Below are 20,759 nucleotides of genomic sequence, written 5' to 3'. Positions count from 1 at the left end.
GAGATTATATCAAATCACGGTAGGCGCAAACCGCCCGCCGCATCATCGCGGCAGCGACTTCTCAGCGCAGGAAGCCGATGATGTCGCGCACCTCGTTCATCGTCTTTTCAGCAATAGTACGCGCCCGCTCACCGCCCTGTTTGAGGATGGCGTCGATATGGGTCGGGTCATCGAGAAGGCGGCGCATCTCGTTGTTGACCGGAGCGAGCACATTGACCGCAAGCTCCACGAGTGCCGGCTTGAAGGCCGAGAACTGCTGTCCGCCGAATTCGGCAAGAACATCCGCCTTCGTCTTGTCGGAGAGAGCGGCATAGATACCGACAAGGTTTTCCGCCTCGGGGCGGCCCTTCAGGCCTTCCACTTCGCTCGGAAGCGCGTCGGGATCGGTCTTCGCCTTCTTGATCTTCTTCGAAATCGCGTCGATGTCGTCCATCAGGTTGATGCGCGACAGATCGGACGGGTCGGACTTCGACATCTTCTTGGTGCCGTCCTTCAGAGACATGACACGCGGCGCGGGGCCACCGATCAGCGGCTCCACCATCGGGAAATAGGCATGTACCGGCTCGTCGCCCACCTTGATATCGAGGCCGAGACCGGCGTTGCGGATATGATCGCTGAAATCGATGTTGAATTTCTGGGCGATATCGCGGGCCAGTTCCAGATGCTGCTTCTGGTCGTCACCGACAGGAACGTGGGTGGCGCGATAGACGAGAATATCGGCGGCCATCAGGCTCGGATAGGCGAGCAGACCGAGCGAGACCTGTTCGGCATTCTTGCCGGACTTGTCCTTGAACTGCGTCATGCGCTCCATCCAGCCGATACGCGCCACGCAGTTGAACACCCATGCCAGTTCCGCATGCTGCGGCACGGCCGACTGGTTGAAGACGATATGCTTCACCGGGTCGATGCCCGCAGCGATAAAAGCGGCCGCAATCGAACGGGTCTGCGCCTTCAGGTCGGAATGAACGAGCTGGGCGGTGATGGCATGCATATCGACGACGCAATAGATGCAGTCGTTATCTTCCTGCAAAGCCACGAACTTGCGGATAGCGCCGAGATAATTGCCGAGATGCAGATTGCCGGTCGGCTGGACGCCCGAGAAAACCAGCGGCTTGAATTCGTTCATTGTCGTCCTCGAAAAGGCTTGTGGAGGGCCTCGCCCCGTGATTTGAATTGCACGCGCTTATGCACCCGCAGCCCCTCGCAATCAAGCAGTTTCAGGGCATGTCAGCCGCGCGGCTGAAGAAGGTCCCAGCGATTTCCGTAAGGGTCGGCAAAGACCGCGACGGAGCCGTAAACCTCATGGCGCGGTTCTTCGAGAAAGCGCACGCCGCGCGCCAGCATGGTCTCATAGTCGCTTTGGAAATTGTCAGTATTCAGGAAAAATCCGACACGTCCGCCGGTCTGGTTGCCGATGGCAAGACGCTGCGGCTCGCCATCCGCTTCGGCAAGCAGCAGGGCGCAGCCATCGGTGCCTTGAGGTTTCACCACCAGCCACCTTTTGCCATCGCCAAGCGGCTGATCGGAGACGCATTCGAACCCCAGAACCTCGCAATAAAACGCCTTTGCCCGATCGTAGTCATCGACCACGAGGGTGACGAGCGCGATGCGGCGGTTTTCAGCAAATGACATCAGCCTGCCTCCGTCTCGACGTTCTTTTTGCCGCGCTTGCGAATGGCGCGCTTGACCATGCCGATATCGGCACCGCCCGACACGAAGGCCAGCACAAAATAAACCAGCATGGCCGCGAAAACGAGGGCCATGATGGTGCCGGCCCGAACGAAAATCGACGAGGCCGAAGACAGCTCGAAACTCAGCCAGGTCAGCGCATAGTGGACGAAGCCGGCCATCAACGCCGCCGCCAGCAACAATCGCGGAATACGGGTAAGCAGCGGAATATCCACCTGCCAATGGCCGCGCCACAACAGCATGGCGAAGAGCAAGGCGGCATTGACCCAGCCGGCGGTGATTTCAGCAATGGCGATGCCCGGGCCGCCGAGACGCGGAAACAGCGTCAGCGCCAGGGTGACATTTACCACCACGGAAATTGCCGCGAAAATCATCGGTGTGCGGGTGTCTTCACGGGCGAAGAAGCCTGGAATGAAGGCCTTTATCAGCACGAAAGCCGGCAGGCCAAGCCCATATATGCCGAGGATTTGCGCAACCGTGATGGTGGCCGAAGGCGAGAAATTGCCGCGCTCGTAGAGGAAACGGACAATCGGTTCCGCCATTACCAAAAGGGCGGCTGCAGCAGGCAAGGTCAGGAACAAGACGAATTCGACCGAACGGTTCTGCAGGCTTCCGGCTTCCACCATATGGCCACCGCGCAAGGCGCGCGCCAGCTCCGGCAGAAGCACTGTGGCGACAGCGATGCCGACGACCCCGAGCGGCAGCTGGTAAATCCGGTCCGCATAGGCGAGCGAGGAGATCACCCCTTCGCCGGCGGAGGCGATATTGGTGTTGATCAGCAGGTTTATCTGGGTGATGCCGCCGGTTATTGCCGCCGGCAGTGCGAGGACCAGAAGCCGCTGCACATTCTTCGTCAGCCGCGGCCTGCGGAAGCCAATGCGCATGCCGGCATTGCGCACGGCGATCCAGACGATGGCAAGCTGCACCAGACCCGCCACCATCACCCCCCAGGAAAGGGCATAACCCACCTGAAGCGGATCGTAATTCTTCCACCATGCCCAGGCGAGCACACCGATGAGGATGATGTTGAGGAAAACAGGAGCGATTGCCGCTGCGAAATAACGGTGTAGCGAGTTCAACATGCCGCCCATCATCGCCGCCAGAGACATGCAGGCGAGGTAGGGGAACATGATGGTGGCAAGATGCACCGTGTTATCGAACTTCACCGGATCTTCGAGGAAGCCCGGCGCAATAATGGTGCGCACGATGAACGGCATCGACAATTCCATCAGAATTGTCAGGGCGAGAAGCACGGTGAACAGGACGCCGAAAACTTCCTCGGAAAAGCGCCTTGCGCCCTCCATGCCGTTCGCCTCGATTTCCTTGGCGAAGAGCGGCACGAAAGCCGAGTTGAACGCGCCTTCGGCAAAAAGTCGCCGGAAGGTGTTCGGAAAACGGAAAGCGGCGTTGAAGGCATCGGCCACCGGGCCGGTGCCGACGGCGGCCGCCATCAGGGTTTCTCGAAGAAAGCCGAAGATGCGGCTGCCGAGCGTGGCGGTGCCGACGGTGGCGAACTTGCCGATCAGACTCATGGGCGCTTCAAGCCTTTGCCGTGCGCGCGGCCGGCAGTGCGGCCACGTCGGGATGGGCGATGATGCCGTTCGGCATGCGGTCGCGCAATTCGTCTTCCTGCTCGCTCATCACCGCCTTCAGGCGGGTGGCGATGCTGGCCTGCCGATTATCGTTCGTCACTTTCTGCCCGAAGAGATCAGTCACGTAGAAGGTGTCGATGACCTTTTCGCCGAAGGTGGTGATACGGGCGGAGTGAATATCGAGCGACAGATCGGCGATGACAGCCGTCATATCCGCCAGCAGGCCCGGCCGGTCGAGGCACTCGACTTCGATAACGGTGAACTTGTTCGACAGCCCGTTGGAAATGATGACCGAGGGCGGAATGATGAAGGCGCTTTTCTTCTTGCGGCTCTTGGTGCGCGTCGCGATCATTTCCGGCAGGCGTTGGCGGCCCGACAGAACCTCTTCGATGAGCTTGCCGACATTGTTGCCGCGCCGTGTCTCATCCTCGTCGATCGGGAATTCGCGGTTGATGAGGATCGTATCCAGCGCCCGCCCATCGGATGTGGTGAATATCTGCGCATCCGCGATGTTGGCGCCGGCCGCCGCACAGGCGCCGGTGATGATCGACAGCAGGCGCGGATGGTCGGGCGCCAGCACGGTGATTTCCGTAATCGCGTGAAAGGAATGCGTGCGCACCATGGTCGACAGCGCCTTTTCCTGCTTGTCGGCCTCACGGATGAAGCGGGTGTGGCGCACTTGGTCTTCCAGCGCCACCGTCAGCAGATAAGGCTCGTAATGCAGCTTGGTATATTTGCGCCGCGCCTTCTGGCCCCAGTCATCGAGGGCGTCGTAAAGCGCCTGCCGGGCGATCTGCGCACGTTCCTTGCGGGAGACTTCCGAGAAGCCGCCGGAAAGCAGCAGTTCCGTCTCGTAATAAAGCGAGCGCAGCAACTGTCCCTTCCAGCCGTTCCACACACCCGGACCGACGGCTCGGATATCGCAAACCGTCAGGATGAGCAGCATCTTCAGCCGCTCCATGGACTGCACCTTGTCGGCGAAATCGGTGATGGTCTTGCGGTCATGCAGGTCGCGTGTCTGGGCGACCATGGACATCAAGAGATGCTGTTCGATGAGCCAGACGACGGTTTCGGTCTGCTTGCCCGTCAGGCGGAAACGCTGGCAGAGCTTGCGGGCCACCCGCGCGCCGGCAATCGAGTGATCCTCCTGCCGGCCCTTCGCCACGTCGTGCAGCAGCACGGCGACATACAGCGCCTCGCGCTCTTCAACGCCCGGCATCAGCTGGTTGGCCAGCGGATGGGCATCGACAGCCGTTCCCTTGTCCACCTCCGACAGCACACCCACGGAGCGGATCAGGTGCTCGTCCACGGTATAGTGATGATACATGTTGAACTGCATCATTGCGACGATCTTGCCGAATTCGGGAATGAATTTGCCGAGTACGCCTGCCTCGTTCATCCGCCTGAGTGTCAGCGCCGGATCGCGTCGCGAGGTGAGGATCGACAGAAACAGCCGGTTCGCCTCCTCGTTTTCGCGAAGCGCATCATTAATGAGCGACAGTGAGCGCGTGACGACGCGCAAAGCATCCGGATGCAGTTCGAGATTGTTGATATCGGCGATGTGGAAAAGCCGGATCATATTAACCGGGTCGTTCTTGAAGACGTCAGGCTTGGCTAGTGCGATACGCCCCCGGTCCTCGACGAATTCCACCGAACCGGGAATCTTGCGGACACGATGGGCGAATCGGCTGAGGACGCCGGAGAGGCCCGGCACGTCCTTCGCCTGCCGGTCTTCCAGCGCAGCGCAGACGATGCGCGTCAGGTCACCCACGTCCTTCGCCACGAGGAAATAATGCTTCATGAAGCGCTCGACGGCGGAAAGGCCGGGCCGCGGCTGATAGTTCAGCGCATCGGCGATCTCGCGCTGAATATCGAAGGAAAGGCGCTCTTCCGCCTTGTTGGTGATGAAATGCATCTGGCAACGGACGGCCCAGAGAAAATCATCGGCCTTTTCGAACAGCCTGAGTTCACGCCTCGACAGAACACCGAGCTTGACGAGATCGGCGGTATCGCGAACGTGGTAATAATATTTGGCGATCCAGAACAGCGTGTGCAGATCGCGCAGGCCGCCCTTGCCTTCCTTGACGTTCGGCTCCACCAGATAACGCGTATCGCCCGCCTTGCGATGGCGCTGGTCACGCTCGGCGAGCTTGGCGGCGATGAATTCCGGGCCGGTGCCGGTGACGACTTCCGCCTCGAAACGTTTTTCCAGATCGTCGGTCAGGGATTTTTTGCCGCAGATCGCCCGCACTTCCAGAATGGCGGTTCGGATGGTCATATCGGATTTGGAGAGGCGAATGCACTCATCCACTGTGCGGGTAGCATGGCCCACCTTGAAGCCGAGATCCCAGAGCAGATAAAGCACGAACTCCACGGCCTTGTGCATGTCAGGCGTATTCTTGGCCGGCAGCAGGAACAGAAGGTCGATATCCGATCCCGGCGCCAGCGTGCCGCGACCGTAACCGCCGACTGCCGCCACCGCGATCTGCGGGGCATCCTTCGGATAGGCATATTGGCAGGCAAGATCATAAAGCGTCTCGATCAGCCGATCCTGAAGCCAGGAAATGCGGCGGGCGCAATCAATGCCGCTGCCATCGGTCTTCAGCAGTTCGCGGACCTTTTCCCGGCCTTCCGTGCTGGCCTTGCGAAACAGTGGCAGCAGGTCGGACCTGATATCGGCGATGCGCTTGCCATCTTCCTTAAAGATGATGTCACAGTCGCGCTTCAGCGCCGAGACATCGAGAATTTCGGAAAAATCCAGGTCCTTGATGGCCATCTATGCCGGTATCCATGTCCTGTGGGAAATCCCACCGCTTGCGATGGGAGTGTCCTATAGCGAGTTTTAAAGGCGATGGACAGGCAGTCTCCGCATCGAACCGAAAAGTGTCAGCGGTTTTCGGAAAATTCGATGCGCAAAAAAGTTCAAGCCTTGCCAAGTTCTTTCTTTAGCGCATAGAGCGCGTCCAATGCCTCACGCGGTGTCATTTCGTCAGGGTTAATCCCCTTCAGAGCGTCCTCCACCTTCGATGGCCCGGTCTTGCGGGTCTCCTCGCGGCGCACGGCGATCTGGAACAGCGGCAGATCGTCGATCAGCTGGCTCGCCGGGTTTTTGCGGTCGGCATCTTCCAGTTTCGTCAGCACCTCGCGGGCGCGCTCCACAACCGATGCCGGAAGCCCGGCAAGCCGTGCGACCTGAATACCGTAGGAACGATCTGCGGCACCCGGCCCGACTTCGTGCAGGAAGATGACGTCGCCTTCCCACTCTTTCACCCGCATCGTGGCATTGGAGAGGCGGCCAAGTTTTTCCGACAAAACGGTCAACTCATGAAAATGGGTGGCGAAGAGGCCACGGCAACGATTAACCTCATGCAGATGTTCGACTGCCGCCCAGGCGATCGAAAGCCCGTCGAAGGTTGCCGTGCCACGGCCGATCTCGTCCAGAATGACCAACGAACGGTCCGTCGCCTGATTGAGGATGGCAGCGGTTTCCACCATCTCCACCATGAAGGTCGAGCGGCCGCGCGCCAGGTCGTCGGACGCGCCGACGCGGGAAAACAGCCGGTCGACGACGCCGATATGGGCTGCCTCCGCCGGGACGAAGGAGCCGATCTGCGCAAGGATGGCGATCAGCGCATTCTGGCGCAGGAAGGTCGATTTACCGCCCATGTTCGGGCCTGTCAGCAACCAGATTGCGCCGTTCTTGCCGCCGTTGACCGCCGACAGATCACAATTATTGGCGATGAAGGGTCCGGCCGATTGCCGCCGCAGCGCCTGTTCTACGACCGGATGACGCCCGCCTTTGATCGCGAAGGTCATGGAGGCATCGACAATCGGGCGGCAATAGGCCTGTTCGGTCGCCAGATAGGCAAGGCTTGAGGCGACGTCGATGACGGCGAGTGCTGAAGCACCGGCCTTGATTGCTTCCGCCTGCTGCACCACAGCCTCAACCATGCGGGCGAAGGCTTCCAGCTCCATTGTCAGAGCCTGCGCTGCAGCATTGGCGATGCGACTTTCCAGATCGGCAAGCTCGGTGGTGGTGAAGCGCATGGCGCCGGCCATCGTCTGGCGATGGATGAAGCGCGCCTTGGCCTCATCCGTCGCCATCATGACATCGGCATTGCCGGCCGTGACCTCGATGAAATAACCGAGAACGTTATTGTGCTTGATCTTCAGCGACTTGATGCAGGTCTCATCGGCATATTTCAGTTGCAGACCGGCGATCACCCGGCGGGACTGATCGCGTAGCGCCCGAACCTCGTCAAGTTCCGGATTGGCGCCGTCACGCAGGAAACCGCCGTCGCGTTTCAGAAGCGGTAGATCATCGGCCAGCATCGAGCCGAGCATTGCTTCCAGCCCGCCCGGCAAGGCTTTTAAATCCTTGAGAGCCGTCGCCAACTCATCTGGCAGCAACCCACCGTCGAGAATAGTCGCGATTTTTTCAGCGGAAACCAGTCCCTGCCTGATGGCGCCGAGATCACGCGGGCCACCGCGCTCCAGAGCCAGACGTGAAAGCGCACGCGGCATATCAGCAACATGTTTCAAGGCATCGCGCAGCCCGTCGGAGAGCGAGACATCGTCGATGAGATAGCCCACAGCATCGAGGCGGGCGTTTATCTTTTCCGGGTCGGTAAGCGGCGACATCAGGCGCTCGGCCAGCATCCTTGCGCCGCCACCCGTGACCGTGCGGTTCAGGGCATGCAGCAGCGAGCCATCCCTGTCGCCGGATAGCGTCTTCACCAGTTCCAGATTGGCGCGGGTGGCGGGATCGATGAAAAGGGTGGAGGCAGCACTTTCGCGCTCCGGCGCGCCGAGCGGCGGGCGCTCGGCAATCTGGGTCTTTTCGACATAAGCGACGGCAGCGGCAGCGGCAGCCATTTCAATGCGAGAAAAACTGCCGAAACCATCCAGCGTCGCGACATTGAAATAACGGGCGATACGCCCTTCCGCCGTGGCGCTGTCGAACAGGATGGCAGGTTGCGGCACCGCCACGCGACCCAAAACATCGAAAACCGGCCGCAATTCCTCATCATGGAACAGGCTGTCGGCAACGATCAGCTCGCGCGGGTCGATACGCCAGATATCGGCGAGAAGCCGCGTCAGCGTGGTTTCCGCCAAACGGAAGACGCCGGTGGAAATATCGATCCAGGCGAGCGCGAACTGCGCCTCGGCACTGCCGCGAATACGGGCCAGCGCCATCAGATAGTTGGACTCCGTCGGCGACAACAGTTTTTCTTCGGTCAGTGTGCCAGGCGTGACAAGCCGCACCACATCACGCTTGACCACGGATTTCGAGCCGCGCTTCTTCGCCTCGGCGGGATCTTCCACCTGTTCGCAGACGGCGACGCGATAACCGCGCAGGATGAGCTTCTGGAGATAATCGTCCGCCGCATGCACGGGAACGCCGCACATGGGAATATCGTGCCCCATATGCTGGCCACGTTTCGTCAGCGTGATGCCGAGCGACCGGGAGGCTTCGACCGCATCGTCAAAGAACAATTCGTAGAAATCGCCCATGCGGTAGAACAGCAGCGAACCGGGATTGTTCGCCTTGATCTCGATATATTGCTCCATCATCGGAGTGGCCGAAGCGCGGCTCTCCTCCGTTATCAGGGAAGCGGTTGTCAGAACGTCCGTCAATGGCCTGCCGATGTCATATCGTGTTGCGGAAAAGGAGCGCCGACACTAGCGGCAATGCCCGCCCCGACACAACACGCGCAGGGCCGCTGCCCACAGGAACATCCGGCAAGATCCAGTCAAAAGCTGATCAGCCGTTGATGCGCTCGGCCTCGCCGCCGTAATAGCTGATGTAGCGGCCGGCGATGGACGTGACCGGCAGAACGACCAGAACATCTGTCGTGTTGAAGGCATGGTCCACCACAGCACCAGAGCCGAACATGGCGCCTAGACGCATATAGCCCTTGATCAGCGGCGGCATGGCGTTCAGCGCCTTGCGGGTATTCAACGCCTCCGCCGGCATCAGGTCCATCTCGCGATAAAGCTCGGGAAGTGCGGAAGCCTCCCATTCGCCCTTTGCAACACAATTATGGTGCAGGAAGGACAGCGCCAGTGCATGGGTTTCCGGCTGCACGCCGGGGAAGGAGGCGCAGCCGATCATCGCGTCCATACGATGTTTCACCGCATAGGCCCAATTGCCCTGCCACAGAAGCTCAACGGTACGCTTGGTGCGATATTCCGGCAGCACGCAGGAACGGCCAAGCTCCATGAAGCGCTTGCCCGGATGGCGCGCAACCAGCCCTGCAATGTCGAATTCGCTGGCCGAATAAAACCCGTTGTTGGCGAGCGCCGTTTCCTGCCTCAACAGTCGGTAGGTGCCGACGATCTGGTCTTCACTATCGCCTTCGATGGCCTTGTCGAGCACGAGCAGATGGTCGCAGACACTGTCCCAGGCGTCGATATCGCGCTTGCGGCGCATCGCGTCAGCGGGAAGCCGCGCATTCATTTCCTCAACGAAAACCTTGTAACGCACGGATTGTGCAGCATCGATCTCGCGCTCATTTCTCGCAAGCCGGGTTTCCAATGTGCCGATACGACCGAAAAGACCCTCATTGCCCTGAGCGGACTCCGAACGAGGATGAATGACAACATTGTTTTCACAAATGTCGTGATTGAAGATTTCGGCCACCATGGGGAATCGCTCCGCCACCAAAGAATTTTCCTGTCATAAATCACTAATTGACGACAGAATAGTGACAAAATGACGCCAGCGCGAGTCTGTCAAGCTATTATGGGGAAAGGCGTTTCGCCTCCAGCATGCGACGGATTTCCTCGACCAGCTGTCTTGGGTCGGTGGGCTTGGTCAAAACCTTGGCTGCACCGGCTTTCAGCAGGATTTCGGCGGTGTCGGCACTGGCATCGCCACTGAGCACGATGAGGGGAATATTTCTCTCGCCCTCCAACGTGCCGAGAAGTTCCGGCAGCACCTCAAGCCCCTCACCACCCGGCATATTGAGGTCCGAGATGATGAGGTGCGGCAAACGGGCAGCACCCGGCGCCAACGACTGCCGCAGGGCCTGAAAGTCATCGACGGCACGAACGATGTAACCGCTTTTCTCCAGAACCGCCCGGATGATGCGCGCATTGACGGCATCATCCTCGGCCACGAGAATATCGACGCCACTTGCCACTTGCTTCAGCCGTGATGAAAAGCCCACATCGGGGTGGTTGTCGTTCAGCGCGTCGCGGCGCTCTATGCCGCGCAGGCGACCGCAGAGGACGTCGATCAGCGATTTTTCGCGCAGCGGCCGGATCAGCCAGGCGTCGAAGGAGACATGCATGGTCGAAGGCCGCTCCTCGGGGCTTACCAGCAGGGTGAGGCGAACATTCTGCTGCGGCCAGTCCTTTAGGGCGTCCCTGAACAGGAGTGAAACGCGCCGGTCGACGATGATATCGGTGAGATCGGCGCTGAGGTCAGCTGCCCCATCCCGCAGTCTTTGCAAATCTTCCGGCTGATGAATGAGAACACATTTGCCACCAAAGGCCTCTATCGCCTCCATCGTCACCGCCGCGGCCACACCCTTTGGCGCAATCAGCAGGACATTGGTGTGTTGCAGACAGCGGCGTCGGCCGGGATCCGGCATTGCGGCAGGCGCGCTGCCCGGGTGGAACGAAAGCGTGAAGGTGCTGCCGCTGCCCTTGCGGCTCGAAACCGTGAGGCTGCCGCCGAATTCCCGCACGATGCGGGCGGAGATCGCAAGCCCGAGGCCCGTACCGGCGCTTCGCTGTGACATCGGCCCTGCCTGCTCGAATTCACCGAAGATGCGGGCCTGCTCCGTCTGGCTCATGCCCGGACCGGTATCCTCGACGGCGATCTGCAATTCACCATCGGCCATACGCGCGCGGATGACGACTCCGCCCTCCTGCGTGAATTTGACGGCGTTACCAAGGAGATTAAACAGCACCTGACGCAGCCTTGCCGGATCGAAATCGAGATAATCGGGCACGTCAGGGCTGACGAAGGAGGTGATTTCAATCCCTTTTTCGTGGGCGCGATGCGCCAGCATCTCGACAATGCTCTCGATCAGCCGCCGCAGGTTTTCCGCGCGCGGATTGAGCCTGAAACGACCCGCCTCCATGGTCGAATAATCCAGCAGATCCTCGACCAGCTGCACCAGCGACTGGCCGGACTGCTTCATGCCGTCAAGATAATTGCGCTGCTCCTCGTTGATCTTCGTTTGCGACAGGAGATGGTTCATGCCGAGCATACCGGAAAGCGGCAGGCGGATTTCATGGCTTACGGTGGCAAGTAGCCTTGCCTTTTCGGCATCGGCCTTTTCGGCGCGCAAACGGGCGTCTTCCCTTTCGGCAAGCGCAAGCCGCTCTTCCGTCACGTCTCTGGCGATGCTGCTGATGAGAAGGCGGCTGCTGGCCAGATCGCGGGTGACCACATCGTGCCAGGAGAAGATGCGCTGTCCGAAAGGGGTGGCGATCTCGACATCATAGGCGTGAACCTTGTCGCCCGGACGGAAGGCAATGCCGATTTCCTCGCAACTCAACCCTTCGGGGGTTGCGCATCCCGTCATTTCGCGAAAGATCCTGTTCGCTTCGACGATACGCCGATCCAGATTACGGATGACGACGATATCACCCATGGATTCCTGCATCTCGGCAATCAGCGAGCGGTTCTGCGTCTGTCGCAGCCGAACATCCAAATCCTCGGCCAACGCGTCTTTAAGTGGGACAGTTTTGCCGAACAGCGCGTAGAGAAGGACACCGACGAGCACGGCGCCAAAGAAGGAGGCCAGGGCAACGGTGACCGCATAGGGCACCGCAAGCGCAATCAGCGCGGCGGAAAATGCACCGACCGACAACGAAATGGCAATGTACGAGGAAATCGGCCCTGAGCCGATCTCGTGCTCTGCGCCGGCATTATGCCTTGTCGCGTCGACACGATCCCCCGGCTGCGGCGCTACAGGCGCCAGCCCAAGGCCGTCTGAAACTTTTTCCCGAAGTTTTGCCAGTTCGCTCATATGCAACCGCTACCACGGCAGCGGTTTTGATATGTTTGGTGCAAACCCTAAAATTTTACTTTTTTGCCGCCCGGGCGTGCAGAAATTCGTCAAGAATGACGCAGGCCGCGCCGATGGTTATGAAACTGTCAGCCAGATTGAAGACCGCGAAAGACCATGTCTGCGTATGAAACAGGATGTAGTCGATGACGTGTCCATAAAGAAAACGGTCGAGAAGGTTGCCGGCAGCACCTGCGATGATGAAGGCAAAACCGAGATGGGCGAAGGTGCGGTCCGCCGCCGTCTTGCGCCACAGCCAGAGCACGAAGACGACAATAACGAGCCGCATGCTGACGATGAACCAGCCCTGCATGTCCGATAGCATCGAAAAGGCGACGCCGAGATTATAGGTGCGGTAAAGCGCCAGAAACGGAATGACGGGCACCATCTCCTGCAATGGCAGATAGGCTTCGACCAGTTGTTTGACGATCTGGTCCAGCACCAGCGCGGCGACGATCAACGCGAAAGCCGGGCCGAATTTCGAAAACAGTGCCGCTTTGGCCATTACTTCACCGGTGCCAGTTCGAGGAGATGTCGCCGTGCTTCGAAAAGCATCACGGCGGTTGCGATGGCGAGATTGAGGCTGTCGGCACGGCCCTGCTGGGGGATGCGCGCCAGCTGATCCGCCTTAGCGGCCAGTTCCGGCGGCAGGCCGGATTGCTCGTTACCCATCAAAAGCACGACCGGCTTGCCGGCATAATCGATCTTTCGATAGTCCACGGAACCGGCAAGATGGGTGGCGACGATGCTGACCTGCGCCGATTTCTTCCAGGACAGGAATTCGTCAACCGAGGCGCGGGCCACCGGCATGGCGAAGACCGAACCCATGGTGGCGCGAACGGTTTCCAGCGAGAAGGGGTCGGTGCAATCACCGACCAGAATAACGCCCGATGCGCCCGCCGCATCGGCGGTGCGGATGATCGTGCCGAGGTTACCTGGATCGCGGACACGGTCGAGCGCAATATAGGTCTCGCTCTTTTCCGGGCGAATATCTCTGAGCGACGCCCATTTCTGTTCGAAAATGCCGACGACCATTTGCGGATTGTCGCGGCGAGTGATCGAGGCGATGACTTTTTCGCTGACTTCAAGCACCAGACCGCCGGACGCGACGGTCTTTACCGCGGCCTGCTCCACCAGTGGCTTGCCTTTGGCGGCCTTGGCGTAAACCAGTGTCTTGATCGTCCAGCCCAGTTCGAGAGCATCGATGACCAACTTCAGGCCTTCCGCCATGAAGGTGCCGGTCTCTTCCCTGCCCTTTTTCTGGGTGAGTGCCTTGATATCCTTGATGATGGGATTGGCAAGGCTGGTCACTTCCTTCACCTGACCAACCCGGCGCGTCGTGTTTTCGCGCATATCTTTCATCATTTCGGCTCCCAACGGCTGAACAGCGATGTGGAAAGCACCCGGCCGGGTGTCTTGCCGTCAAGCCCTGCCTCGCGAATGACGAGTTCGCCTGACGCGACGACGCCACCGGCGCCGCGCATAATTTCGCGCATCAGCTCATGCATCGAATAAAAACTGGCCCTGATGGAATAGGCCGTCAGCACCAGGCCGAGCGCCTTGGGTGAGAGGATTTCCCGGCAGATATCCAGCATCAGCGGCAGATGGTCGAACAATTGCCAGATCTCACCATGGGTGCCGCGACCGAATTTCGGCGGATCGGTGAGGATGATGTCGTAAGTGCTGCCGCGACGCTCCTCACGCTGGATGAATTTCATCGCATCTTCGCAGATCCAGCGGATGGGCGCCTGTTCCAGCCCGGCAAGCTCCTGATTTTCCTTGGCCCAGCCAATCGCTTTCTTGGAAGCATCGACATGGGTGACTTCAGCACCCGCGGCGGCCGCAACCAGCGAGGCGACGCCGGTGTAACCGAAGAGGTTCAGCACTTTCAGAGGCCGGTCGGCCGTCTCGACGGCATGTTTCAGCCATTCCCAATGGACGATCTGTTCCGGGAAGACGCCGACGTGCCGGAAGGCCGTGAAGCGGCCAAGAAATTCAACGCCGAGCAGAGACAAGGGCCAGGTTTCGGCAAGCGCCGTCTTCGGAAAGCGCCAGCGGCCCATGCCGTCCTCATCCGTATCGCCGGTAAAAATGGCATCGGCATTTTGCCACACCCGGTCGGGGACCGACGGTTGCCACAGCGCCTGCGCCTCGGGACGGACGACGCGGTAGTCGCCATATTGTTCGAGCTTCAGGCCATTGCCGCTGTCGATCAAGTGAAAATCGCCCGCACCGCTCGATTCCAGAATGACCGGAACCTGTTCTGCGGGACGTTCACCGGTGCGTTGCTTGAGGGGCCGTGCAGGCGCCTGCTCAATCGCCGGTGCGGCAGCAACCTTCTCCTTCGGTGCAGGTTTCGGCACGCTGCGAACCGTATCGGGTTCGCGCTTTTTCGGCGCTACCTCCGCGCGTCGCGCCGGCTTTGCGGCATGAACCTGTTTTTTCTCGCTCCCGGCACGTGCGCGATTGCCCGGCCGGCTGTCTTTTTTCTTCAATGGAAATCTTCCCGCTTCTGCCCGCGTCTTATGGCGCAGCAAATAGCATTCCGCACGCCGCTCGACTAGAGCCGGAACGACTGTCGGCTATATCACTTTGCCGGGAGTTGGCCCGCATTCGGAAGCTGAGCGGCCCCAGTCGCCTTCTGGCGGTTCGCCTCATCGTGCCAGCGAACGGCTTCCCTGGCTTCGATACGGGCGCGTTTGCGATGTTTGCCCTGCGCGAACCACGTCGCCGACGATCCCAGCAGCACGCCGAAAATAACGGCCAGAAACAGGAACACAAAAAACGGCGCTGTAAAGGACAGAACGCCGTCATCGGGCCGGAAAGGATTGAGCGCAAGCGTTACGGCCTGGCGGTTGGCCACGCATAGAATGACGAGGATGATCGCCAGCGGAAGCAGGATGATGAGGTTGATGATTTTTTTTGACATCCGACATTACTCCATCGCTGCGGGGTTCCGCCGGCTCCGTTTCCGGCGTCGGGCGGAAGAGACGATCAATCGTCCTCGTCTTCGTCACCCATTCCGGGGTTCAGGCGCTCACGCAATTCCTTGCCCGTCTTGAAGAAAGGCACCCATTTTTCCTCAACGAAAACCGATTCGCCCGTGCGCGGGTTCCGCCCCGAACGCGAAGGTCGGTTTTTCACCGAAAATGCGCCGAAACCACGAAGCTCGACACGATTTCCACCCGCCAGGGCATCGGTGATTTCATCCAGCACCGCATTGACGATGTTTTCCACGTCACGGTGATAAAGGTGCGGGTTACGCGCAGCAACGATCTGCACCAGTTCAGACTTGATCACGGTTGCCCCCTGAAAGAATTGGATTTTTAACGTGGCCCAACCTGCCAAACGGAAACAAGACCGTCAAGAAACAACTTGTCCGCGCCGAGCTGGCCGGGTCCCGCAAAGGGAATTAAATCGTCATATCCCAGAAACTTCGCTATTTGCGCAACACTGAAAAGCGAAAACGGCGAGCGGGACGACGGCGCGCGCCATTCGACGATCGGCAAATCCTTGGCGACGCCGTGTGTTTCGAGATAGCCGCGGATTTCCTTTTCGCCGCCGAGCGTATCGACCAGCTTGTTGGCGAGCGCCTGCCTGCCTGTGAAAATCGAGCCATTCGCCAGTTTCAGCACATCTTCACGCGGCAGCTTGCGACGATCGGCCACAAGGTCGACGAACCAGCTATACGTGTCCATCACCATGGAGCGGATCATCGTCTTGGCCTCTTCGGGGGCCTCGTGGAACGGCGAAGGCTCCGCCTTCATGGGCGACGACTTTATTTCCTGTAGCGAGACGCCGAGCTTGTCCATCAGCTGGCCGACCTGGGGATACTGAAAGATCACACCGATAGAGCCGGTGATCGATGTCTCACCGGCGATGATGGTATCGCCTGCCGACGCGATCATATAGCCCGCGGAGGCCGCCAAAGTGCGGACGTCGGAAACGACCGGCTTCTTTTCCGCAACGCCGCGAATGGCCTTGAAGATGCGCTCACCGCCATAGGTGGTGCCGCCCGGCGAGGAGATCGACACGATCAGCCCTTTGACATTGTCGCTTTTGGCGATCTTGTCGAGCCGTTCCAGGAGTTCGGTATTGTCCTGGATCAGACCGGAAATCTCGACGCGGGCGATATGGGGCTTGGTGCTTTGCTGCGGTTCGGTCCAGAAAAACCGGTAAAGGCCGAAAATACCGACGACAAACAGCAAAACAGCGGCAACCCGCCAGAAAGTCAGCTTGCGGCGCAATCGCCTGCGATCCGCTATCGCCATATTATCCATCGAAAACCTCTGCCATCCGGCCTTTGACGCCACGTGTGCTTCACGGCCATATGGTTCTTCTAGCGCGAAGCCGCAAGGAAACAATAAGGAAACCAGAATTACGATAAAATTCGTATTTCCCTTGCACCTTTCCAGACAAAAACCATATTGGCAGGACAAAGCACTCGTGCCAAACACATCAAGATAAACATACAAGCTTCAATTGCGCGCCAAAATGGCGCCCAGGGAGCTTCCGGACCCACTCTTATGCTTGAACGACTCCGCGAACCCGCGCCAGCATTTCCGCTGCCGAATGACCAGAACGGCGCTTACGAGCGCGCTCTGCGGCATTCCGCGCGCGTCAAGCGGCTGAAAATCATCCTGCCGCTCAGTGCCGCAGTGATTTCGCTCGCCTTCATCGCCGTTTCGCTCATTCGAACCTGGGCGCCCGACGAGGTTTCACTGGAAAGCGCCAGGATCGAAGACGGCAAGATCGTGATGGAAAAACCTGCCGTTGCCGGCCGTAACGAAAAGGGGATCGACTATTCCATGAACGCCGAGCGTGCGTTGCAGGATATCGCCAATCCCAACCTGATGACGCTCGAGAAAGTTCTGGCCGCTGTGCCTGTTAATGACAGCATCGCGCAGGTAATTGCCAAGGAAGGCATTTTCGACCGCGCCACCAATACGCTGAAGATGACTGCACCTTTTGACATCAATCTCAGCAATGGCATACAAGCGAAGTTCCAGTCTGCGGATGTTGATCTGAAGGCCGGAAAAATGAGTAGCAAAGAGCCCGTTTCGATCAAAACAAACGACGGTGCCATTGTTGCGCAATCGATTGATATCGCCGATAATGGCAAGACGATTACATTTTCGGGGCAGGTACGGGCACGTATCGCTGCATCCAATATCAAAAATGAAGCCAAGTGAGAGCCCGGTCCAGATGATGCAAGTTTCCCGTCCCGTTTCCCTTGGCAGATCCGCAGGCGTTGCAGCCGCAGGTCTTGTTTTCTCCTGTCTCGCAACCGTGGCTTTCGCCCAGAGCACCACCAGCAATATGCAGGGTGTGAAGCTCTCCAGCGACCAGCCGATCGCGATTGAAAGCGACCAGCTCGAAATCCGGGATCAGGAGCGCAAGGCCTACTTCACCGGAAACGTGAAAGTTGTGCAGGGCACGACCACCCTTCAGGCCGGCAAGATGACGGTCAACTATAAGGGCGAGGGCTCCTCTCTCACCAGCGGTGACGCGAATATCGAAAAAATCTTCGTTGATAATAATGTCTATCTGACGTCCGAGACCCAGAAGGCCACGGCCGATCACGGCGAATTCGACATGGCGGCGCAGACATTTATCCTCACGGGCAAGCAGGTCGTTCTGTCCGAGGGCACGAATGTCTTCACCGGCTGCAAGCTCACTGTCCTGATGAACTCGGGACAGGCGAAGCTCGAAAGCTGCGGCGGCCCCGTTCGGATCATGCTCGATCCGAAATCGCAGAAAAAACAGTAGTCTCACCTCGTGAAGATACCTTCGATCTCAAAAATGTTTGGCGGTGGGCGCAACCCATCCGTGGAAGCGACATCACAGGCCGACAAGGCCCGTTATGAAGGCACGCTGATCGCGCATGGCCTGACGAAGACCTATGATACGCGCCGGGTCGTCAACGGCGTGTCGCTGGTCGTGCGCCGCGGTGAGGCCGTAGGGCTTCTGGGTCCGAACGGCGCCGGCAAGACAACCTGTTTTTACATGATCACGGGCCTCGTACCCGTCGACAGCGGCAAGATCGCCATCAATGGCAATGATGTGACCGGGATGCCGATGTACAGGCGTGCGCGCCTCGGCGTCGGTTATTTGCCGCAGGAAGCCTCGATCTTCCGCGGCCTGACGGTCGAGGAAAACATCCGCGCCGTGCTTGAAGTCCACGAACCGGACAGCGTCAAACGCAACCGCAAGCTCGATGAACTGCTGGAAGAGTTCCATATTGCCCAGCTGCGCAAGTCGCCTGCCGTTGCGCTGTCGGGCGGTGAACGTCGTCGTCTGGAAATCGCCCGCGCTCTGGCGACCGATCCGACTTTCATGCTGCTCGACGAACCTTTCGCCGGTGTCGATCCGATTTCGGTCAGCGACATCCAGAATCTCGTGAGGCACCTGACCGCACGCGGGATTGGCGTTCTCATCACTGACCACAATGTCCGTGAAACGCTCGGTCTCATCGACCGCGCCTATATCATCCATGCCGGTGAGGTTCTGACCCATGGCCGCGCGGACGATATCGTCAACAATCCGGATGTGCGCCGGCTCTATCTCGGCAATAATTTCAGCCTTTAAGCTTACGGGCACGAAAGATTCTTCATCGCGCCCCGCGCTGACGCTTGACCAAACAAGATAAAAAAGCAATTTTTGGGCCAAGTTTCTTTGCCTTCTCAAAATTTATGAAAACTGTGGCAATGGAGAAGCTGTAAGGGGAGTTTCGCGTCCGCCATGGCATTGTCTGCCAGCCTTTTGCTGCGTCAAAACCAGTCTCTCGTCATGACACCGCAACTGATGCAGTCCATCCAGCTGCTTCAGATGACGCATTTCGAGCTGACGCAGTTTATCGCGCAGGAGGTGGAGCGTAATCCTCTGCTCGAAATTGCAGCAAACGATGGCGATTTGGGCGGCGATATCCCTGATAGTGCGGATAGTTTCAGCGATGCTGACGGCGAAGCCTCGGATAAAAACACCCCGGTAACGGCCGATAGCGACGACTGGTACGGCGACCGCGCCGCAAATCTTGGCGAGCAACTGGATACCAGCTTCGAAAACGTCTTTCCTGATGATGCCGAGCCCAGAAAGGCCGATGCGCCCGAACTGGCAAGCCAATGGAAATCCATGCCCGGGCAGGAGTCCGGCGAAAGCTATGATCTCGACGACTTCGTCGCCGCGAAACAAAGCCTCGGCGACCATCTCAATCAGCAATTGCCGTTCGCCATCTCCTCTCCGGAGGACAGGATGATCGCTGACGCGTTGATCGGCCAGCTCGATGAGACCGGGTATATTGCAACGGACGCCGTCGATGATGTCGCCGAACGGCTGGGAGCGGCCCCGTCAGTGGTGGAGAGCGTTTTGAAGACGCTTCAGGGCTTCGATCCTCCGGGCGTGTTTTCCCGTTCCTTGAGCGAATGTCTGGCGATCCAGCTCGCCCAGAGGGATCGGCTCGACCCGGCAATGCGGGCCTTGATCGACAATCTGGAGCTTTTGGCCAAACGCGATTTCGCGACCTTGAAAAAACTCTGTGGGGTCGATGAAGAGGACCTTCTCGACATGCTGGCGGAAATCCGGACGCTCAATCCGCGTCCCGGCGCAGGTTATGATTCGACCGTTTCGGAGACGATCGTCCCTGATATCATCGTTCGGCCCTCCTCCTCCGGCGGCTGGCTGGTGGAGATCAATCCCGACACCCTGCCGCGGGTCCTCATCAACCAGAGCTACTTCGCCGAGGTCTCGAAACATAAGACGCGCGCAGGAGAGGACCAGGATTTCCTTTCCGAGTGCATGCAGACGGCCCACTGGCTGACTCGCAGCCTCGACCAGCGCGCCCGGACGATCATGAAGGTGGCGACGGAAATCGTGCGCCAGCAGGACGCCTTCCTCGTCAATGGCGTCGATCACCTGCGCCCGCTGAACCTCAAGACGGTGGCCGACGCCATCAAGATGCACGAATCCACCGTCAGCCGGGTGACCTCGAAGAAATACATGCTGACGCCGCGCGGGCTGTTCGAACTCAAATATTTCTTCAGCGTTTCGATCAGCGCCGTTGAGGGCGGCGACAGCCATTCGGCGGAAGCGGTGCGTCACCGCATCAAGGCCATGATCGCACAGGAGGCCGCCGAGGCGGTGCTTTCCGATGACGATATCGTCGACAATCTGAAGAAGAGCGGTGTTGATCTAGCCCGCCGCACTGTCGCCAAATATCGCGAGGCGATGAACATCCCCTCCTCCGTGCAGAGACGCCGGGAAAAGAAGGCGCTCGCCAGGTTGTCAGTCTTCTGAGCGGTGCATGTGATCACGTTTGGGGCGCTTTTTTGCCGCACCATTGACTCTTATCACGCCAGGGGCTAGAAGCCCGCCGCACACGTAAGCAAGGTCATTTGTAACGGAATAATCTCCACCGTCCATGGGCGTAAAATTCGAATGGAGGCTTTTTAAGGTC

General features: G+C 59.1%; 17 protein-coding genes. 4 read left to right on the top strand and 13 right to left on the bottom strand.

Annotation, left to right across the window (positions count from 1 at the left end; all coding sequences use genetic code 11):
• Positions 1–61: 61 nt before the first annotated feature.
• The 13 genes from trpS to sppA form a co-directional block, all read right to left on the bottom strand.
• On the bottom strand, positions 62–1,126 hold the full coding sequence (gene trpS, locus FCH38_RS14255) for a tryptophan--tRNA ligase (RefSeq protein WP_153515192.1): 1,065 nt from the start codon (positions 1,124–1,126) through the stop codon (positions 62–64).
• 101 nt (positions 1,127–1,227) lie between these two features.
• Positions 1,228–1,632, bottom strand: a complete 405-nt coding sequence (locus FCH38_RS14250; protein WP_174374148.1) for a VOC family protein — start codon at positions 1,630–1,632, stop codon at positions 1,228–1,230.
• Positions 1,632–3,221 (bottom strand): murein biosynthesis integral membrane protein MurJ, encoded by a 1,590-nt coding sequence (murJ, locus tag FCH38_RS14245; protein WP_174374147.1) that lies wholly within the window; start codon positions 3,219–3,221, stop codon positions 1,632–1,634. Before murJ ends, FCH38_RS14250 begins: the two co-directional genes overlap by 1 nt.
• A gap of 7 nt (positions 3,222–3,228) precedes the next feature.
• The gene (locus FCH38_RS14240) at positions 3,229–6,057 is read right to left on the bottom strand and encodes a [protein-PII] uridylyltransferase (RefSeq protein ID WP_174374146.1); all 2,829 of its coding nucleotides are present in this window, start codon (positions 6,055–6,057) and stop codon (positions 3,229–3,231) included.
• 146 nt (positions 6,058–6,203) lie between these two features.
• Positions 6,204–8,855: a DNA mismatch repair protein MutS gene (mutS, locus tag FCH38_RS14235; RefSeq protein ID WP_236776614.1), complete on the bottom strand. Its 2,652-nt coding sequence runs from the start codon at positions 8,853–8,855 to the stop codon at positions 6,204–6,206.
• A gap of 190 nt (positions 8,856–9,045) precedes the next feature.
• Positions 9,046–9,927, bottom strand: a complete 882-nt coding sequence (locus tag FCH38_RS14230) for a GNAT family N-acetyltransferase (RefSeq protein ID WP_174374202.1) — start codon at positions 9,925–9,927, stop codon at positions 9,046–9,048.
• A 97-nt stretch (positions 9,928–10,024) separates the two neighbouring features.
• Positions 10,025–12,268, bottom strand: coding sequence for a hybrid sensor histidine kinase/response regulator (locus FCH38_RS14225; protein ID WP_174374144.1), 2,244 nt, complete (start codon positions 12,266–12,268; stop codon positions 10,025–10,027).
• Between the two features lie 55 nt (positions 12,269–12,323).
• The gene (gene lspA / locus FCH38_RS14220) at positions 12,324–12,812 is read right to left on the bottom strand and encodes a signal peptidase II (RefSeq protein ID WP_046799329.1); all 489 of its coding nucleotides are present in this window, start codon (positions 12,810–12,812) and stop codon (positions 12,324–12,326) included.
• The gene (locus FCH38_RS14215) at positions 12,812–13,672 is read right to left on the bottom strand and encodes a TrmH family RNA methyltransferase (protein WP_153515196.1); all 861 of its coding nucleotides are present in this window, start codon (positions 13,670–13,672) and stop codon (positions 12,812–12,814) included. The genes lspA and FCH38_RS14215 overlap by 1 nt, the downstream gene beginning before the upstream one ends.
• Positions 13,669–14,802, bottom strand: a complete 1,134-nt coding sequence (locus tag FCH38_RS14210) for a class I SAM-dependent rRNA methyltransferase (protein WP_153515197.1) — start codon at positions 14,800–14,802, stop codon at positions 13,669–13,671. Before FCH38_RS14210 ends, FCH38_RS14215 begins: the two co-directional genes overlap by 4 nt.
• Before the next feature lie 92 nt (positions 14,803–14,894).
• Complete coding sequence (locus FCH38_RS14205) at positions 14,895–15,236, bottom strand: LapA family protein (protein ID WP_149898403.1); 342 nt, start codon at positions 15,234–15,236, stop codon at positions 14,895–14,897.
• 65 nt (positions 15,237–15,301) lie between these two features.
• Positions 15,302–15,631, bottom strand: coding sequence for an integration host factor subunit beta (locus FCH38_RS14200; protein WP_336510801.1), 330 nt, complete (start codon positions 15,629–15,631; stop codon positions 15,302–15,304).
• Positions 15,632–15,633: 2 nt separating this feature from the next.
• Positions 15,634–16,587: a signal peptide peptidase SppA gene (sppA, locus tag FCH38_RS14195; protein ID WP_153515199.1), complete on the bottom strand. Its 954-nt coding sequence runs from the start codon at positions 16,585–16,587 to the stop codon at positions 15,634–15,636.
• A gap of 246 nt (positions 16,588–16,833) precedes the next feature.
• On the opposite strand from sppA, the gene lptC reads away from it, so the two are divergent.
• From lptC to rpoN, 4 genes are all read left to right on the top strand, one after another.
• Positions 16,834–17,499 carry an LPS export ABC transporter periplasmic protein LptC gene (gene lptC / locus FCH38_RS14190; RefSeq protein WP_153515362.1) on the top strand — a complete coding sequence of 222 codons (666 nt, stop codon included), beginning with the start codon at positions 16,834–16,836 and terminating at the stop codon, positions 17,497–17,499.
• A 13-nt stretch (positions 17,500–17,512) separates the two neighbouring features.
• Entirely contained in the window at positions 17,513–18,076 is a 564-nt protein-coding gene (locus FCH38_RS14185; protein WP_046799322.1) for an LptA/OstA family protein, read from the top strand.
• 33 nt (positions 18,077–18,109) lie between these two features.
• A complete protein-coding gene (gene lptB / locus FCH38_RS14180) occupies positions 18,110–18,895 on the top strand; it encodes an LPS export ABC transporter ATP-binding protein (protein WP_153515200.1) in 786 nt (261 codons plus the stop codon).
• Positions 18,896–19,048: 153 nt separating this feature from the next.
• Positions 19,049–20,599 carry an RNA polymerase factor sigma-54 gene (gene rpoN / locus FCH38_RS14175; protein ID WP_174374142.1) on the top strand — a complete coding sequence of 517 codons (1,551 nt, stop codon included), beginning with the start codon at positions 19,049–19,051 and terminating at the stop codon, positions 20,597–20,599.
• Positions 20,600–20,759 lie beyond the last annotated feature (160 nt).

Source organism: Agrobacterium tumefaciens (assembly GCF_013337285.1).
In the GTDB taxonomy this organism is placed as follows: domain Bacteria; phylum Pseudomonadota; class Alphaproteobacteria; order Rhizobiales; family Rhizobiaceae; genus Agrobacterium; species Agrobacterium burrii.
The sequence above is the reverse complement of the archived record's forward strand: the minus strand, read 5'-3'. Positions and strand labels throughout refer to the sequence as shown.

What these genes read in the sequence shown, in the direction of transcription:
- FCH38_RS14215 (WP_153515196.1), bottom strand. Translation starts at nt 13,672, where the DNA reads ATGATGAAAGATATGCGCGAAAACACGACGCGCCGGGTTGGTCAGGTG.
- trpS (WP_153515192.1), bottom strand. Translation starts at nt 1,126, where the DNA reads ATGAACGAATTCAAGCCGCTGGTTTTCTCGGGCGTCCAGCCGACCGGC.
- FCH38_RS14185 (WP_046799322.1), top strand. Translation starts at nt 17,513, where the DNA reads ATGATGCAAGTTTCCCGTCCCGTTTCCCTTGGCAGATCCGCAGGCGTT.
- FCH38_RS14225 (WP_174374144.1), bottom strand. Translation starts at nt 12,268, where the DNA reads ATGAGCGAACTGGCAAAACTTCGGGAAAAAGTTTCAGACGGCCTTGGG.
- lptB (WP_153515200.1), top strand. Translation starts at nt 18,110, where the DNA reads ATGTTTGGCGGTGGGCGCAACCCATCCGTGGAAGCGACATCACAGGCC.
- mutS (WP_236776614.1), bottom strand. Translation starts at nt 8,855, where the DNA reads ATGATGGAGCAATATATCGAGATCAAGGCGAACAATCCCGGTTCGCTG.
- murJ (WP_174374147.1), bottom strand. Translation starts at nt 3,221, where the DNA reads ATGAGTCTGATCGGCAAGTTCGCCACCGTCGGCACCGCCACGCTCGGC.
- FCH38_RS14250 (WP_174374148.1), bottom strand. Translation starts at nt 1,632, where the DNA reads ATGTCATTTGCTGAAAACCGCCGCATCGCGCTCGTCACCCTCGTGGTC.
- FCH38_RS14205 (WP_149898403.1), bottom strand. Translation starts at nt 15,236, where the DNA reads ATGTCAAAAAAAATCATCAACCTCATCATCCTGCTTCCGCTGGCGATC.
- FCH38_RS14240 (WP_174374146.1), bottom strand. Translation starts at nt 6,057, where the DNA reads ATGGCCATCAAGGACCTGGATTTTTCCGAAATTCTCGATGTCTCGGCG.
- lspA (WP_046799329.1), bottom strand. Translation starts at nt 12,812, where the DNA reads ATGGCCAAAGCGGCACTGTTTTCGAAATTCGGCCCGGCTTTCGCGTTG.
- rpoN (WP_174374142.1), top strand. Translation starts at nt 19,049, where the DNA reads ATGGCATTGTCTGCCAGCCTTTTGCTGCGTCAAAACCAGTCTCTCGTC.
- FCH38_RS14230 (WP_174374202.1), bottom strand. Translation starts at nt 9,927, where the DNA reads ATGGTGGCCGAAATCTTCAATCACGACATTTGTGAAAACAATGTTGTC.
- sppA (WP_153515199.1), bottom strand. Translation starts at nt 16,587, where the DNA reads ATGGATAATATGGCGATAGCGGATCGCAGGCGATTGCGCCGCAAGCTG.
- lptC (WP_153515362.1), top strand. Translation starts at nt 16,834, where the DNA reads ATGCTTGAACGACTCCGCGAACCCGCGCCAGCATTTCCGCTGCCGAAT.